At 63.2% G+C, this 15,987-nt stretch carries 13 protein-coding genes; 11 read left to right on the top strand and 2 right to left on the bottom strand.

Going from position 1 to position 15,987, the window contains the following annotated elements; genetic code table 11:
• The first annotated feature begins 483 nt into the window (after window positions 1–483).
• From IPV69_RS11480 to ureC, 11 genes are all read left to right on the top strand, one after another.
• Window positions 484–1,362, top strand: a complete 879-nt coding sequence (locus IPV69_RS11480) for a hypothetical protein (RefSeq protein WP_206295249.1) — start codon at window positions 484–486, stop codon at window positions 1,360–1,362.
• 255 nt (window positions 1,363–1,617) lie between these two features.
• Window positions 1,618–2,913 (top strand): urea ABC transporter substrate-binding protein, encoded by a 1,296-nt coding sequence (gene urtA / locus IPV69_RS11475; RefSeq protein WP_206295248.1) that lies wholly within the window; start codon window positions 1,618–1,620, stop codon window positions 2,911–2,913.
• A gap of 150 nt (window positions 2,914–3,063) precedes the next feature.
• The gene (locus IPV69_RS11470) at window positions 3,064–3,666 is read left to right on the top strand and encodes an SH3 domain-containing protein (RefSeq protein ID WP_206295247.1); all 603 of its coding nucleotides are present in this window, start codon (window positions 3,064–3,066) and stop codon (window positions 3,664–3,666) included.
• A gap of 187 nt (window positions 3,667–3,853) precedes the next feature.
• The gene (gene urtB, locus IPV69_RS11465) at window positions 3,854–6,076 is read left to right on the top strand and encodes an urea ABC transporter permease subunit UrtB (protein ID WP_206295246.1); all 2,223 of its coding nucleotides are present in this window, start codon (window positions 3,854–3,856) and stop codon (window positions 6,074–6,076) included.
• A 13-nt stretch (window positions 6,077–6,089) separates the two neighbouring features.
• The gene (gene urtC, locus IPV69_RS11460) at window positions 6,090–7,445 is read left to right on the top strand and encodes an urea ABC transporter permease subunit UrtC (protein ID WP_206295245.1); all 1,356 of its coding nucleotides are present in this window, start codon (window positions 6,090–6,092) and stop codon (window positions 7,443–7,445) included.
• Between the two features lie 48 nt (window positions 7,446–7,493).
• A complete protein-coding gene (gene urtD, locus IPV69_RS11455) occupies window positions 7,494–8,276 on the top strand; it encodes an urea ABC transporter ATP-binding protein UrtD (RefSeq protein WP_206295244.1) in 783 nt (260 codons plus the stop codon).
• A 107-nt stretch (window positions 8,277–8,383) separates the two neighbouring features.
• Entirely contained in the window at window positions 8,384–9,079 is a 696-nt protein-coding gene (gene urtE, locus IPV69_RS11450) for an urea ABC transporter ATP-binding subunit UrtE (protein ID WP_206295243.1), read from the top strand.
• Between the two features lie 194 nt (window positions 9,080–9,273).
• Window positions 9,274–9,924: a HupE/UreJ family protein gene (locus IPV69_RS11445; protein ID WP_206295242.1), complete on the top strand. Its 651-nt coding sequence runs from the start codon at window positions 9,274–9,276 to the stop codon at window positions 9,922–9,924.
• Between the two features lie 31 nt (window positions 9,925–9,955).
• Entirely contained in the window at window positions 9,956–10,873 is a 918-nt protein-coding gene (locus tag IPV69_RS11440) for an urease accessory protein UreD (protein WP_206295241.1), read from the top strand.
• 107 nt (window positions 10,874–10,980) lie between these two features.
• Window positions 10,981–11,742 (top strand): urease subunit beta, encoded by a 762-nt coding sequence (gene ureB, locus IPV69_RS11435; RefSeq protein ID WP_206295240.1) that lies wholly within the window; start codon window positions 10,981–10,983, stop codon window positions 11,740–11,742.
• 81 nt (window positions 11,743–11,823) lie between these two features.
• Window positions 11,824–13,539: an urease subunit alpha gene (gene ureC / locus IPV69_RS11430; protein WP_206295239.1), complete on the top strand. Its 1,716-nt coding sequence runs from the start codon at window positions 11,824–11,826 to the stop codon at window positions 13,537–13,539.
• Between the two features lie 299 nt (window positions 13,540–13,838).
• On the opposite strand, the gene IPV69_RS11425 is transcribed toward ureC, so the two are convergent.
• Window positions 13,839–14,156 carry a type II toxin-antitoxin system Phd/YefM family antitoxin gene (locus IPV69_RS11425; protein ID WP_206295238.1) on the bottom strand — a complete coding sequence of 106 codons (318 nt, stop codon included), beginning with the start codon at window positions 14,154–14,156 and terminating at the stop codon, window positions 13,839–13,841.
• Window positions 14,157–14,212: 56 nt separating this feature from the next.
• Window positions 14,213–15,835, bottom strand: coding sequence for a sulfatase-like hydrolase/transferase (locus IPV69_RS11420; protein WP_206295237.1), 1,623 nt, complete (start codon window positions 15,833–15,835; stop codon window positions 14,213–14,215).
• Between the last annotated feature and the right edge of the window lie 152 nt (window positions 15,836–15,987).

Here is a 15,987-nt window from a genome sequence, read left to right as displayed (position 1 = left end):
CGATGGACGAAGACAAAAGTGTGAAGGATCGGCGGGGGGAAGCGGGAAACTTTAGGTGAATGGCGGCGAGGTCCGGCAATCTCGGGGTGAGTCATAAAATGAGCATTGTTTCACTCGGCAAGCCCGTTTGCCTAGTGCTCGCGCGGTGGGGTATGGGGTATCGGTCGCGTTATTCCGACTTTAACAACTGGTCTGGGCAGATTTGGGCCGATGAAGGGGGCGGAAATATCGGCAACCGCGTGGTTGGACTTAACTGGCACCGCGTTTGCCTAGGCATTTCCGGCTGATGGCAAGTCCTAGGGCTCGCCCGGCTCTTCGTCGCGACGTTCGGAAGTGTTCCGGGCGGCATCGTCGAGTGTCGGGTAACACAACCTGGATCGGACCAGGCAAGGACTAGGCGAAGGACGGCACGGTGGTCGTGTCGACAGTTCCCGCCACGCATCGGTTTAGTTGCATCTTCTATTTTGGAAGGAGTTAGACTGCATGCTCTCCAGCATCAAGTCTCTGTTCTCTCGCCGTGTCCGCGCCGCCGCCGTGGCGGTCGCCCTCGCCTCAACCGCCCTGACCGCCGGCACCGCTCAAGCGGAAGAAGTGCGTCCGGGTTCCGCGTACAGCCTCTCGTTCGGCACCGACTACACCTCGCACTTCATCAGCTATGGCGCTGACGTGTGGGGTGGCGGCGACCAGTACTCGCCCTTCTCGGCCAAGTCGACCGCCTTCACCTACGGCACCCTCTCGGCTGCCCTCGGTAAGATGGGCGATGACGTCAGCTTCACCGGCTTCGTCAACGTCTGGGCCGACATCAACAATAACGTTGAGAGCGGCATCGGTGGCTCGGTTCAGGAAATCGACGTCAACGTCGGTGTGACCGCCTCCTTCGGCGCTTTCAGCGTCACCCTCGCCAACGGCCTGTGGTCCTACGCCGGTGACGAAGAGAAGATCGCCGACCTCACGGTTGCCTACGCCGATGGCGACTCGATCATCAAGGGCTTTGCCCTGAACCCGTCGGTCACCCTCCACTACCGTTATGACGGTAACGGCGGCCAGGAAACCGGCTTGGTCATCGTCCCGGGCATCAAGCCCAGCATCAAGGTCGGCGAAGGCGTCTACGCCCCGACGCTCGCCTTCCCGATCGCGGCCGGCTTCTTCACTGAAGACGGCTTCCAGGGTGGTGACTCGGGCTTCGGGTTCTTCAACGCCGGCGTGGCGATCTCCGTCCCGCTCGCGTTCGTTCCGCCCCAGTTCGGCACCTGGACCCTCTCGGCCAGCGCCACCTACTGGTACACGGCTCAGGACCAGATCCCCAACAACCCCGAAGAGAACTTCATCGTGACCGCGCTGTCGCTCGGTCTGGCGTTCTAAGAATCTCATGCCGGAATTGACGGGTGGATGGGTGTTGAGGCATTGGCGCGATGTTCGCCGCCAGGCCATGACAATCACCTGCCCGTCAACCCCGGAGTTGTACAAGTAAGTCGAGTTGGCGGATGTTGTTGTTGGTCGAGTGACCAGCGGCTCCCCTTCCGACACCTCTCCATCTCAATCGTCACAATCCGTTCTCCCGGCCCCGTTCGACCCAACGGGGCCGGGAGTTCAAGTCCAATCTCAGGGAGTTTTCGCATGCTTAAGAATCTGCTGAAGAAGTGCGCCGTCGCCGCGGTCGCCACTTTCGGCCTGCTCGCAGGCAATGTTCAAGCCCAGGAAACCGTCAAGGTTGGCGTCCTCCACTCGCTGTCCGGAACGATGGCGATCTCGGAGACGTCTCTCCGCGACGTCGTTCTGATGGCGGTCGAAGAGATCAACACTGCCGGCGGCATCAAAGTCGGCGGCAAGAGCTACATGGTTCAGCCCGTCGTGGTGGACCCGGCCAGCAACTGGCCTCTCTTCGCCGAAAAAGCCAAGCAACTCATCGTTCAGGACAAGGTCGCCGTCACCTTCGGGTGTTGGACCTCGGTCAGCCGCAAGTCGGCCCTCCCCGTTTTCGAAGGCAAGTACACCAAGGAAGAAAACCCCTACGGTGGCGGCCTGCTGTTCTACCCCGTCCAGTACGAAGGTGAAGAACAGTCCCACAACGTCTTCTACACCGGTGCCAGCCCCAACCAGCAGCTCATTCCCGCCGCGGAATACATGATGAGCGCGGACGGCGGCTCCAAGAAGAAATTCTACCTCCTCGGCACCGACTACGTCTTCCCGCGCACCGCCAACAAGGTGCTCAAGGCGTTCCTGCTCAAGAAGGGCGTCCCCGAATCCTCCATCATGGAGGAGTACACGCCCTTCGGTCACAGCGATTACCAAACCATCGTCGGTAAGGTGAAGGCTTTCGCCAAGGACGGCGATGCGTGCGTTCTTTCGACCATCAACGGCGACTCGAACGTTCCGTTCTATAAAGAGTTCGCGAACCAGGGTCTGACGGCCGACAAGTGCCCGATCATGGCCTTCTCGGTCGCCGAAGACGAACTGCGTTCGATGGAAGTGGAAAAGCTGGTCGGCCACCTCGCCGCCTGGAACTACTACCAGTCGATCGACACCCCCGAAAACAAGAAGTTCGTCGAGAACTTCAAGGCCTATTGCAAGAAGATGAAGCTCCCCGGCGGCGCTGATCGCGTCACGGACGATCCCATCGAAGCGGCGTACTTCGGCGTCTACGTCTGGAAGATGGCGGTCGAAAAGGCCGGTACGTTCGACATTGAGAAGGTCATCCCGGCCGTCCTGGGTATGGAGTTCGATGCTCCCGGTGGCAAGAAGAAGATGGATGTCCTCAACCATCACACCTACAAGCCGGTTCTGATCGGCTCGATCCGGGCTGATGGTCAGTTCGACATCATCAACCCGGGTGCCCCGCTCGTGAAGCCCGACTCCTTCAGCAGCTACCTCCACTCCGCTGAAGACCTCAAGAAGCTGACCGGCGCCAAGTAATCGGCCCGATCGCTGGCTTACCCAATTATAGACATCAGGCCCGATGGACCGGCCGGCGCGCTTGCCGAGAGGCAAGTGCCCGGCCGGTCCGGGCCGGGTGTTTCCGCTGCTGACGTCCCACCCGTTCGAACACCTCCAACCTATTCACTTATGAAACAACAACGAATGACCAGGGGATTGCTGGTGGCCGGCCTGCTGCTGGGCGGCACCGCACTCACCGGCTGTATGAAGGACACGAAGCCGGCACCGTCGACCGCCATGACGAAGCCCGCCGCGCCCGCCAAGGTAATGACCCACTATCTGTCCGTTGATCAGCCCTGCTACATGAAGCCGGGTGCCGAATCGTGCGGCACGATCAAGAAGGGCACACAAGTGTTGCTGTTGATCCCGGGTTCGATGGCGCAGATCGAAACCGCCGATGGCAAGACCCTTTACACCAAGATCGATGGCATCGAGTCGATCGAGGTGCCCGCTCCGCCGAAGCCGCCGGCCGCCAAGCCCGCTCCGGCCGCGGTCAAGCCCGTCACCAAGGGCACGCCGGCGACTCCGGCCAAGGAAATGACGCACATGCTGACCGCTGAGCAGCCGTATTACATGGCCATGCCAGCCGCCGGTGCCAAGCCTGCCGGCATGCTACCCAAGGGCACGAAAGTGCTCCTCCTGATCCCCGGCTCCTGGTGCCAGATCGAAACCGCCGACGGCAAGACGGTCTACACGAAGATCGACGGCGTCGATGTCATCCCGGCGAAGTAATTCCCGGCGTCTGGCCTCGATTTTGATGCTGTAACAATCATCGGGGGACGGGCAGACATGTCCGTCCTTCGAATCCGACTCGCGGGGAGGCGGCCCGAGTACACCCCCTGCAGTTCATGCACCGGCGTATTCGGGCAGGCTAGAAGCCTCTGTTGCGCCATTCAGTCGCCCTGGAAAAGTTGCTCTCATGACGGATCCCAGCGAGCGTTTGTTGAACGACACCAGGCGGGGTAGCCGGTTTTTTCGTCGGCTCGTCGGCGTACTCCGGATGTCCCTGCTGATCGTCGCTGCAGGTATGCTGACGTCCACCCCCGGCGGCAGCTCGGGGGCAGACCCTTCCACCCAGCCGGCGACAGCACCCGCTGCGCCCCTGCCCGCCGGGGCGATTCCGCCAGACGTCATCGAAGCCCTCAAAGCCCTCAAGGCACCGTCTCCCACCGCACGTCTGAAGATCTACGAGTCGCTCGCCGAGAAGGGCGATGCCCGAATCATTCCGGCGTTGAACGCGTTTCTTGGCGGGCAGTTGAAGCTCCGCGACGGGAAGCTCTTTCTCTACGGCCAGGGCAAGGAAGTCGTCGAAGACGGCCGCACCGTGCGATATTTTCCACTGTTCGACGCCCTGAGCGGCGACCCGATCCTCGGTCCTGACAACCAGCCGGTCGTCGAGAAGATCAACCTGAGCGATGCCTTCAAAGCCCCGACCGGCGAGACCCAGAAGAAGCCGGTTCGCAATCTCCTGGCGTCGCTCTCTTTGCTGCATCCCGATCCTGAGAAACGGCGTGAAAGCATCCGCGACGCCGGTGCCCGTTCGGCACGCGTTTTTCCCGATCCTGATGACGAACTGCGCATTCGCCGAGCCCTGACCGAACTGGGAGAACTGCTGCGGCAATCAGAGACTGCCAAAGCATCGACCACCCAGCCGTCGACCGCGCCGGCGGTCAACCCGAAGGTTGCCCTGTTGTCGGCGATCGACGCCGCCCTGGCTGATAAGCCGACTACCCTACTGGCTTGGACCCCTCCGCAGGCGGCGGTGGATGCCGTAACGGCCGCTCTGGAGCCGGTGAAAGGCGCGAACGCAGCGCTCGGCGAAACGCCCGCCACGCTTCCGGTCGTCGACGCCAGGTTGAGAGTGGCGATCGCCACCCTCGAAACCGAGGCCTCCACCTACAAGGGCCGGCTCGACGCGGTCAAGGCCAACTTCGAAGAACTCCCCAACTTCGCCGAGGCGTTGAAGCGTCAACTGAGTGCCGATCCCAATGGCGCGTTCAAAGAGCCCCTGACCGAGGCCGTTGCCCTGATGGACGCGGTGCTCGGCGACAAGCCGACGCAGCTCGCGGCGGTCAAGTCGCTTGGCAAGATCGGCACCGCCCGCGCCGAGAACCTTCTTGGCAAGCTCCGGAACGCGTCCGAGCGGATGGGCGACAAGGCGTTTGCCGACGAGGTGGCGCCGTCGTTGAGCGCCGCCGAAGGTTACCAGTCACGCATCCGGTTCGTTCAGAATACCTTCGCGGGCCTGTCGCTCGGCAGCATTCTTGTGCTCCTGGCACTGGGTCTGAGCATCGTGTTCGGCCTGATGGGCGTCATCAACATGGCTCATGGCGAGTTCATGATGGTGGGGGCTTTCACGACGTTCGTCGTCGCGTCCTACTTCAAGACGCACTTCCCCGAAAGCTACAACTACTTCCCGCTCGCGGCGGTCCCGGCGGCGTTCATCGTGTCGGGGCTGTTCGGATTCGTCGCGGAACTGCTGGTCATTCGTCATCTGTATGCTCGGCCCCTGGAAACACTCCTGGCGACCTATGGCATTGGCCTGATCCTGATCCAGCTCGCCCGCGGGCAGTTCGGCGATTCGCTCTCGGTCAGCGCCCCGACCTGGATGCAGGGCGGATGGGAAGTGGCCCCCGATCTGGTCTTCGCCCGGAACCGGCTCTACATCCTGATCTACTGCGTCTTCTGCATCACGATCGTCTACATCATGGTCAACAAGACCAAGCTCGGCCTGCTCCTTCGGGCCACCACGCAGAACCGCCAGATGGCTACGGCCCTGGGCGTGCCGACGCGGTTCATCGATTCACTCACGTTCGCGTTCGGCTGCAGCCTGGCCGGGCTGGCCGGTGTGGCGGTGCCGCTTTACAACAAGATCAACCCGTCGATCGGTCAGGAGTACATCGTCGAATGCTTCCTGGTGGTGGTCGTCGGGGGTGTCGGCAAGCTGGCCGGCGCGATCATCGCCGGGTTCGGGCTGGGCTTTACCGGCAAGTACTTCGAATCGTTCCTCGGCTCAATTCCGACCCTCTCATCCGGCGCATCGGTCGTGGGCAAGGTGCTCGTGCTCGTGCTGGTCGTAGGATTCCTGCAGCGCCGTCCCAGCGGCTTGTTCCCGCCGAAGGGAAGGCTCGCCAATGATTGAACCGCAATCGACCATGAAGTCATCCGATGTGACCATTGGCATCGCGCTGCATCCGACGACGCGCAAGCTCCGCATGATCGTCATGTTCGTGCTGCTGGGCCTGTTTTTTGTCGCGGTCCCCGCATTGAACCTGGGCGGCGTCGTTCCCGACTACCGCGTGCAGTTGCTGGGCAAGTACCTCTGCTTCGCGCTGGTGGCTTTGGGCGTTGATCTGGTCTGGGGCTACACCGGCCTGCTTACGCTTTGCCAGGCACTGTTTTTCTGTGCCGGTGGCTACTGCATGGGCATGTTCCTGAGCCTTCCCCAAGGCGGCGGCGATGTGCGGCCGGAGTACAACAACATCCCGCACTTCATGTACTTCAACAATCTGCGGGAACTGCCGCTCTTCTGGAAGCCGTTCGCTTCGATGGGTTTTGCGATCTTTGGCGGAATCATGATCGCCGCCCTGGCCGCATCGCTGTTCGGGTTCGTTATCCTGCGAAATCGCGTCAAAGGCGTGTATTTCTCGATCATCACCCAAGCCGTCGCCTGGGGCGGCTGGCTGCTCATCAGCCGTAATGAAATGCTGCTCGGCGGCACCAACGGGCTGACCAACTTCAACAAGGACTTCAGCCAGAAGCAGTCTTGGATCCTCGGGCTTTACCTGCTGACCGTCACGATGGTGCTGGTTGCGTATCTCGTCTGCCGGTTCATCGTTCGCTCGCGGCTGGGGCGGGTTCTGGTCGCGGTCCGCGACAAGGAAAGCCGGCTCTACTTCTCGGGGTATAAGCCGCATGCGTTCAAGGTGTTTGCCTTCGCGGTCGGTGCGGCGCTGGCCGCGGTCGGCGGGATGCTGTACGCCCCGCAGGTGGGCATCATCACGCCGCAGGACATGCACGTCGATGCGTCTATCTTCATGGTCATCCTGATTGCCGTTGGCGGCCGCGGAAGACTGTGGGGAGCGATCCTTGGCGCATTGCTCGTCAATTACGCCAAGTCGTCGCTGACGTCGTACGTTCCCAACGCCTGGCTGTACGTCTACGGCTCGCTGTTTATCGCGGTTGTGTTGTTCTTCCCTGACGGCTTTGTCGGGTTGTGGGACCGGGTCGAGAAGCGGGTCGAGCAGGGTGCGGGCCCGGTCGCTGTCGCAAGCGCGGCGATTCCGATCTTCGCCGTCTGCCTCTTCACCCTGAGCGAGGCGCTCGGTTTCACGCCGGAATGGATGCAAAAGACACGCGTGCTGGCCATGCCGCTGCATTACTACCTGCTGATCATGTTCCTTGTCGTCACGCTGGCGATGGAACGCGTGGTCGTCTCGCGTGAGAAGGCCGTCCGGGCGCGCATGATGGCCGACGAAGCACCCGATGGCGTTGCCGCAGGCATCGGCTGATGCAACTTCCAGGAGCGACGTGTCGGCCGTGACGCCAACGCAAAACACATGAGCGGAACCATCCCAGGCAATCCTCCGGTCGAAATCGACGACGTCGAGAGCCATGCTGTCTTCGTGCAGGGCGTCAGCGTCGAGTTCGACGGCTTCAAGGCGCTGGACATCACCCGTTTCGGCGTGCACTTCAACGACCTGCGGGTGGTCATCGGTCCCAATGGCGCGGGTAAAACCACGCTCTGCGATGTGATCAGCGGAAAGACCCGGAACAAGACCGGCCGGATCTTCTTCCACAAGGAAGAGATCACCGGCAAGGCCGACTCGGAGATTGCCCGGCTGGGCGTCGGCCGCAAGTTCCAGACACCCACCGTCTTCGACAGCCTGACGGTCTACGAGAACATGGAACTGGCGCTGCCCGGCCGCCGCCCGGTGTTCAAGAACCTCTTCGGCAAGGAGACCAGCGAGCAACGCGATAAGATCATCACGATTCTTCGTCGCGTGCACCTGATCGAAGCGATCAACACGCCGGCCAAGTTTCTCAGTCACGGTCAGCGGCAGTGGCTCGAGATCAGCATGCTGATCGTGGCCGAGCCCAAACTCCTGCTGGTGGACGAGCCGGCCGCCGGTCTGACGGACAAGGAAACCGAGCTGACGGCCGAGTTGCTGCTGGAGCTCAAGGGCAACCACACGATCATCGTGATCGAGCACGACATGGAGTTCGTCCGCCGGCTGGCCAGCAAGGTAACCGTGCTGAACGAAGGCAAGCTCCTGGCCGAGGGAACGATCGACGAAGTGTCGAAGAACCCGGAAGTGATCGAAGCGTACCTGGGCCGCTGAGCGGCCCGAAGCTGGGAGTCAGAAGTCGGAAGTCAGAGAATGCTTCCTGCGTCTTTTTGACTCCTGACTTCAGACTCCCGACTTCAGCCGCTGCAGCGGCAATCAACATGCTTGCCATCAATAACATCTCCTTCGCTTACGGCATGGTGCAGGCCCTTCGTGGCGTGACCATGAAGTTTGCGCCCGGCAAGGTGACCTGTGTCATCGGTCGCAACGGCGTGGGCAAGACCACGCTCATGCAGACCATCATGGGCATCCGCCGTCACAACAGCGGCAGCGTGCAGCTCGGCGAGCGCGACGTCAGTTCCCTGCCGGCCAACCGCCGTGCCAAGGCGGGTATCGCGCTGGTGCCGCAGGGCAGGCAGATCTTCGCGAAGCTGTCCGTCGAGGAGAACCTCCGCGTGGGCCTGCAGGCCCGCAGCGACGGCAAGAAGACCATTCCCGAGGACATCTTCGAGCTGTTCCCGGTGCTCAAGCAGATGTCCAAGCGCAATGGCGGCGACCTGTCCGGCGGGCAACAGCAGCAGCTGGCGATCGGCCGGGCCCTGGCCGGCGATCCGAAAGTCCTGCTGCTCGACGAACCCACCGAGGGCATTCAGCCGAACGTCATCACGCAGATCGGCCACGTGCTGCAAAAGCTCGTGACCGAACGCGGAATGACAGTAATCCTGGTCGAACAATACTTGGACTTCGTGAAGGAGTTCGGGCACGCGTTTTACATCATGAACCGCGGCAAGGTCGTCTCCGAGGGGCCGACGACCGAGCTGACCGAAGAAGTGATCGAACGGCATCTGCACGTCTGACGTCGCGGTGCCGAGGGTTGAGGGTGCCGAAGCGGCGGCAAAAGCAGCGGGATTTGGCGTTGAGGACCGATACGAGGAGAGGAACGATGAAGTCTGTGCGGACGGATGCGAGGAGCGCTCCAGTAGTTGTGCGGCTTGATGAACCAACCGACCCGGGTTCACCCCCGGTCGATCAAGCCCCGAAAGGAGTCGACATGCAGTTCGCGCACAAGGTCGTCGTAGGCGCAGCGTCTCTTCTGCTCGTGTCGTTCGCGGCATCGGCACATACGTCATCCGGTGGTGGTGGCGTCGTCGATTTTCGAGCGGGCGCCAATCACCCCTTCTCGGGGCTCGATCACGTCCTGGCAATGCTTGCCGTCGGGCTGATCGCCGCCCGGGCCTCCTACCAGACTTCTGAGACGGAGCGGCGTCAGCGGTGGCTTCTGCCGCTGTCGTTCCTGATCGCGATGATCGTCGGCGGTGTCGTCGCGCTCGTCGGCGGGCCGGCGCAGCCGAGTATTGTCGAACACCTCATCGCCGCTTCCGTCATCATCTTCGGGCTTCTACTGGTCGCGGCGGGTGCGTTCCCGACGTCGACGGCGCTGTACATGGTCCCGGCGTTCGCGTTCTTCCACGGCTATGCCCATATGCAGGAAGGTGTCAGCCTCGGCGGACGCGGCCCGATCGGTTACGCCATGGGCATGATCATCGCCACCCTGATGTTGCTCGGCGCTGGCATCGCCCTGGGCACCCTGATGCGGGCGCGAACGTCTTCGGGAGAAACCCGTCCCTTGCTCTCGCTGATGCGTGTCATGGGCGGCGCGGTTGCCGTGATGGGTGTGGCATTGCTGGTGCGGACGTTCTGACCCGCGTCGCCGTACGGTACGATGGCCCCCGATGATTCCCGACGCGCCGTCCCTGGCCATCGCCGATCCGACCCCGTCCCGGGCGCCGAACGCCGCGCGCGCCGGATTCGGTCGTGTTGACCTGGCGCTGGTCGGCGGACGGACCGAGGTCGTCCGCCTGCGGGCCGAAAGTCCGCTACGGCTTCTTTCACCCCGAAGCCGGGCAGCGGCGGCATGGATCGTCGCCGGGTCGTACGGCGGTGGCTTCGTCTGTGGCGATCGCATCTCCGTCGCAGTCCGCTGCGGCCCGGGCACGCGAACCGTCCTGGGTACGCAGGCTTCGACAAAGGTCTACCGCAGCCGGTCGGCTTTCGCCGCGGGTTCGGGCGGCGGGGCGGGTCAGCAGCAGCTAGCCGCCGTCCTCGGCGAAAACGCAATGCTGGTAAGCTGGCCCGATCCGATCACCTGTTTCGCCGGCAGTCGTTTCGTGCAGCGGCAGAACTTCGATCTTTCGCCGACGGCATCTCTCGTGGCGGTCGACTGGCTGACCAGCGGCCGAATGGCCCGTGGCGAGCGCTGGGCGTTTGACCGTTACGAAACGGAAACCCGCATCAGTGTCGGCGGCCGACTTCGGCTGCGCGAGTCAACCACGCTCGATCCCGCCGACGGCCCGATTCACCCCGTCGCCCGTACCGCGGGGATGGACTGCCTGGGTATGGCGTGGGTTGTCGGACCGGCTTTCGCCGGCGTCGCCGAAGCGCTCAAGCAGCGTCTCGAACGCCAGCCGATCGATCCGCGTCGCGATGTGCAGTACGGCATCAGTCCCATCGGCGACGCAGCGACCGAGTTCAGCGGCGCGGTCGTGCGGTTTGCCGCAAAAAGCACCGATGCCGCCTGGCACTGGCTGCGATCGCAGTTGGCATCCGCGATGGAAGTGGTCGGTATTGACCCTTGGTCGCGCAGAGGGTGAGATCGTCGGCGAATGTGCGTGTCCGCGTCCTGAACTCGATCCAGCAGCCGCCTGCGTGGTACGTGCCATCGCGTCGTACGAAGAGAGTGTGACGGAGGAATCAGTTCATGCACCTGTCGCCCCGCGAGATCGACAAGCTCCTGCTCCACAACGCCGGCTTCCTGGCGCAGAAGCGCCTGGCCCGCGGCGTTCGGCTGAACCACCCCGAGTCGGTCGCGCTGATCGCCACACAGTTGCTCGAGTTCATCCGCGACGGCCGCAGCGTCGCCGAACTGATGGACCTCGGCCGGCGATTCCTGGGCCGTCGCCAGGTGATGACTGGCGTGCCCGAGATGATCTACGATGTGCAGGTGGAAGGTACCTTCCCCGACGGCACCAAGCTGGTCACCGTCCACCACCCTATTGCCGCCGACGACGGTGACCTCTCGCTTGCCCTCTACGGATCGTTCCTCCCCGTTCCGGCGTTGCGCGAGTTCGGCCCTGCTCCGGGTGACGGCGACGGTGTCACCCCCGGCGAAGTCACGCCGATGGCCGGCGATCTCGCCCTCAACGAAGGCCGTGAGTCAGTCGTGGTCGAGGTCACCAACCTCGGCGACCGGCCGATCCAGGTCGGCAGCCATTACCACTTCGTCGAGACCAATGCCGCACTGAAGTTCGACCGCGCCGCGTCGTACGGCAAACGCCTCGACATTCCCGCCGGCACCGCCGTGCGGTTTGAGCCTGGCGACACGAAAAAGGTCACCCTGGTGGCGATCGCCGGGAACAAGGTGATCCGCGGCGGGAACAACCTCGCCGATGGTCCGGTGAGCGACGCCGGCAAAAAGGCGATGCTGGAAAAGGCGAAAGCCGGCTCGTTCGCTACGACCTGAACATGGTATTGGCGTCTCGCCCATGTTCCGGTTAACCCCAGACAAATCACGGGCCAGACGCCCGTGCCACCTCGGAAAGCCATGCCACACCGAATCCCCCGATCCGCCTACGCCGACATCTACGGTCCCACCACCGGCGACCGCGTTCGCCTGGGCGATACCTCCCTCGTCCTGCAAGTCGAGAAAGACTTCACCGTCTACGGCGACGAGTGCAAGTTCGGCGGCGGCAAAACCATCCGTGACGGCATGGGCCAGGCCACCGGCGTCTCCCAGGCCGATGCCCTTGACTGCGTCATCACCAACGCCCTGGTCATCGACTACACCGGCATCTACAAAGCCGACATCGGCATTAAAAACGGCCTGATCGCCGGCATCGGCAAGGCCGGCAACCCCGACGTGATGGCCGGCGTGGGCAAGAACATGATCGTCGGCGTCACGACCGAAGTCATCGCCGGAGAAGGCCTCATCATCACCGCCGGCGGGCTGGATACGCACATCCATTACATCTGCCCCCAGCAGGCGTACGAAGCGATCGCCGCCGGCCTGACGACCATGATCGGCGGCGGCACCGGCCCGGCCACCGGCACCTGTGCCACCACCTGCACCCCAGGCGCGTACCACCTCCGAATGATGCTGCAGGCCACTGACACTCTGCCCCTCAACTTCGGCTTCACCGGCAAGGGCAACAGCGCCAAGCCCGAAGGATTGCACGAGCAGATCCTCGGCGGCGCGATCGGCCTGAAGCTGCACGAAGACTGGGGAACGACACCCGCCGCGATCGACTGCTGCCTCGACATCTGCGACCAGTACGACGTGCAGGCGACGATCCACACCGACACGCTCAACGAATCCGGCTTCGTCGAAACGAGCATCGCCGCGTTCAAAGGCCGCACGATCCACACCTATCACAGCGAAGGTGCAGGCGGCGGCCACGCACCGGACATCATCCGCGTGTGCGGCGAGCCCAACGTCATCCCCAGCAGCACCAATCCCACCCGGCCGTACACCGTCAACACGCTCGATGAGCACCTCGACATGCTGATGGTGTGCCATCATCTCGATGCGAACCTGCCGGAAGACGTGTCGTTCGCCGAGAGCCGTATCCGCGGCGAAACCATCGCCGCCGAGGACATCCTGCACGACCTGGGCGCCATCAGCATCATCAGCTCCGACAGCCAGGCGATGGGGCGGATTGGCGAAGTCATCACCCGCACCTGGCAGACCGGCGACAAGATGAAACGCCAGCGAGGCAAATTGCCCGGCGACCCCGCCGAGCACGACAACGCCCGCATCAAGCGGTACGTCGCCAAGTACACGATCAACCCGGCGATCGCTCACGGCGTCGGGCATGTGGTCGGGTCAGTCGAAGTCGGCAAGCTCGCCGACCTGGTCATCTGGAAGCCGGCGATGTTCGGCATGAAGCCTGAACTGGTGCTGAAGGGCGGCGTGATCTCATGGGGCCAGATGGGTGACCCCAACGCCAGCATCCCCACGCCGCAACCGGTCTACATGCGCCCGCAGTTCGGCTCGATGGGCCGCGCGCTCGGCGGGGCGTCGCTGGCGTTCGTCAGCGCCGCGTCGCTGCAGGCCGGCGAGGTGCAGCGTTATGGCGTCGTCAAGAAGCTAACCCCCGTCATGAACTGCCGCACCATCGGCAAGAAAGACATGAAGCACAACGACGCCACGCCAAAGATCACCGTCGACCCCGAAACGTACGAAGTCACCGCCGACGGTGTCTCCCTCAAGTGTGAACCGTCCGAAGTGCTGCCGCTGGCACAGCGGTATTCGTTGTTTTGAAGCTACGGTTCGCCCCTCAAGGGCAGACGCGCGCCGTGTCGAAAGTTCACCACCCGTATCAAGCTGGCCGCCTCGTCTACGATGAAGTGCAGCAGGTAAGTCCCTTCAAATACGAGCTTGCGAACGGGATAGCCCAGCCGCTCACTTGCCGGTTCGTCCACGGCGTACCCGCTGAACTTGATCGCCGTCTGAAGTCGACTCTCCCATGCCAGCGCGTTGTCAATTGAATCCTGCGCGATGAACAGTACCTGCGCGGATTTGGTCGAAGACGATCGGCGCGACCGTCAGACGATGCCGTTTCATCTACCGTCCGCCTTGCGCTGGCCTTCGTTTTTCATTGCCAGAAGTTCGGCGCGGATCGAGCCGAATACCGCATCGACTTCCATCCCCTTGCCCTCATCGATCTGCTTCATCGCCTGTCGGATCACCGGTACATCGCGGGTGAGTTGCGCCTCGCGGGCCATCTCGTCGTAGACCGCGGGTGATAGCAGCACCGCGCGGGCCTCGCCGTTTACAGTAAGGACCTCCGCCTCGCCGGTCCTGTTCAGACGTTCGAGTGTTTCGGTCGCCTTCTGGCGAAAATCGGTGAGCGACTGTGTGTGTCGAGTGGCGACCACCGTTCTCCTTGCGAAATTCGTTACGAATTAAGCATGTCGTCCATCCGTAGCGATCGTCAAGGCCTCACCTTTCCCTTCCCCACGCTTCTCCCCGCAGCCTTGCTCGCCTCCAGCAGCGCCTTCAGCTCCCTGGCGATCTCCGGATGCTTGAAGTACAGGTTGGTCGTTTCGCCGGGGTCGGCCTTCAGGTTGTACAGCTGGCCAGGGGCATCGGGCGCGGTGTCGGGTAGCGCAAACGGCTTGAGCTCACCATTCTCGTAGCTGTTCCCGCCCGACCCGCGATGATCGAGGTACTTCCACTCCCCACGCCGAATCGCCATCGCCAGGCTGATCGTCTGATGAATCGTGTAGTCGCGGCGGGGGCGGTCGGCGGGGGCGCCGGTCAGCTCGGGTAGAAAGCTGAAACTGTCCTCCGCCGCATTCTCGGGCAGCTTGGCGCCGATCAGGTGCGCGCAGGTCGCCAGCACGTCTGTCAGGCAGACGGTGGCGTCGCTGAAGCCGGGCTTGATCCGGCTCGGCCAATGCGCGATCAGCGGCACACGGTGCCCGCCTTCCCAGTTGTCGCGTTTGACACCCCGCCAGGGCCGCGCCGGATCGTGGTTGAAGTCGCCGCGCATATGGATTGCGGTCGTCGTTTCCGGGCCGTTGTCGCTGCTGAACAGGATGAGCGTGTTGTCGGCCACGCCCAGCTTCTGCAACGTCGCCCGCAGCTCGCCGACGATGAAGTCCATCTCGGCGATAAAGTCCCCATGGGGCCCGGCGTTGGTCTTGCCCTTGAACGCCGGCGCCGCGAACGACGGCAGGTGCACCGCCTGCATCGAGTGATACAGGAAGAACGGCTGCTTCGGGTCGCGCTTCACCTGCCCGTCGAGCCACGCCTTGCTCCGCTCCAGGAACACCAAGTCCAGCATCTCCAGGTCATACCCCGGGGCGATCAGACCGCGCCGGCAATCGTTGGCGTAGGGGTGCTTGGGAAGGGTCGAGGCATCCAGCGTTCGCACCGGCGGAACCGGCACACGATCGTTCTCGATGAACGCATACAGCCAGTCCGTGCCCGGGCAGCAGGCCGTGCCGAAGAAGTAATCGAACCCGCGATGCACCGGCCCGTCGGCGATCGGCTTGCCGAAATCCACCCGCCGGATGCGCTCCAGTTCCCGCGCCGGCCCGGCCGGGGGGTTGTCGATCTTCAACGCATGGGCCGCCGTGCCGTCAGCCGTCGGGAACGTCAGGCCGATGTGCCACTTGCCCACGCACGCCGTGGCGTACCCCTGGTCGCGCAGCATACCCGGCAGTGTCAGGCGGTCCTTCTCGATCAGCCCCGGGCCGCCAACCCCGGTATACACGCCCCCTCGATACCCCGTCCGAAAGCACATCCGCCCGGTCATCAGGCTGTAGCGTGATGGCGTACACACCGTGGACGCCGAGTGGGCATCGGTCAGCCGCATCCCCTCGCGGGCCAGCCGATCGAGGTGGGGCGTGGGCACCTTGGCGTCGGCGTTGTAACAGCCCAGATCGCCGTACCCCAGATCGTCCGCCAGGATGAGCACAATGTTCGGCCGCTGCGCCGCGGGAACCGCGGGTGTCAGCGGCTCGGCCGCAACCGTCACCGGTTCGGCCGCAAGCACGACCGCCGGCAGAAGCCCCATCAGGACGGACAGAAGAAGCCGCAGGTGTTTCATGGCGATGTCCGATCGTTTGTGTCGCAGGTTCCCGGTATCGTCACGGCGTGCCCGGTATCCCGTCAACGAACCGCCAGTGAATCCTACGAGTGCCACCTTGAAAACGGTCTGGTTTTGAAGTCCTCTTTCCCAGTCCTCCAGTAAAACGAAAG

Origin of the sequence: Humisphaera borealis (assembly GCF_015169395.1) — a bacterium.
In the GTDB taxonomy this organism is placed as follows: Bacteria; Planctomycetota; Phycisphaerae; order Tepidisphaerales; family Tepidisphaeraceae; genus Humisphaera; species Humisphaera borealis.
Note: the sequence above shows the minus strand (reverse complement) of the source record. Positions and strands in the feature narration are given on the sequence as shown.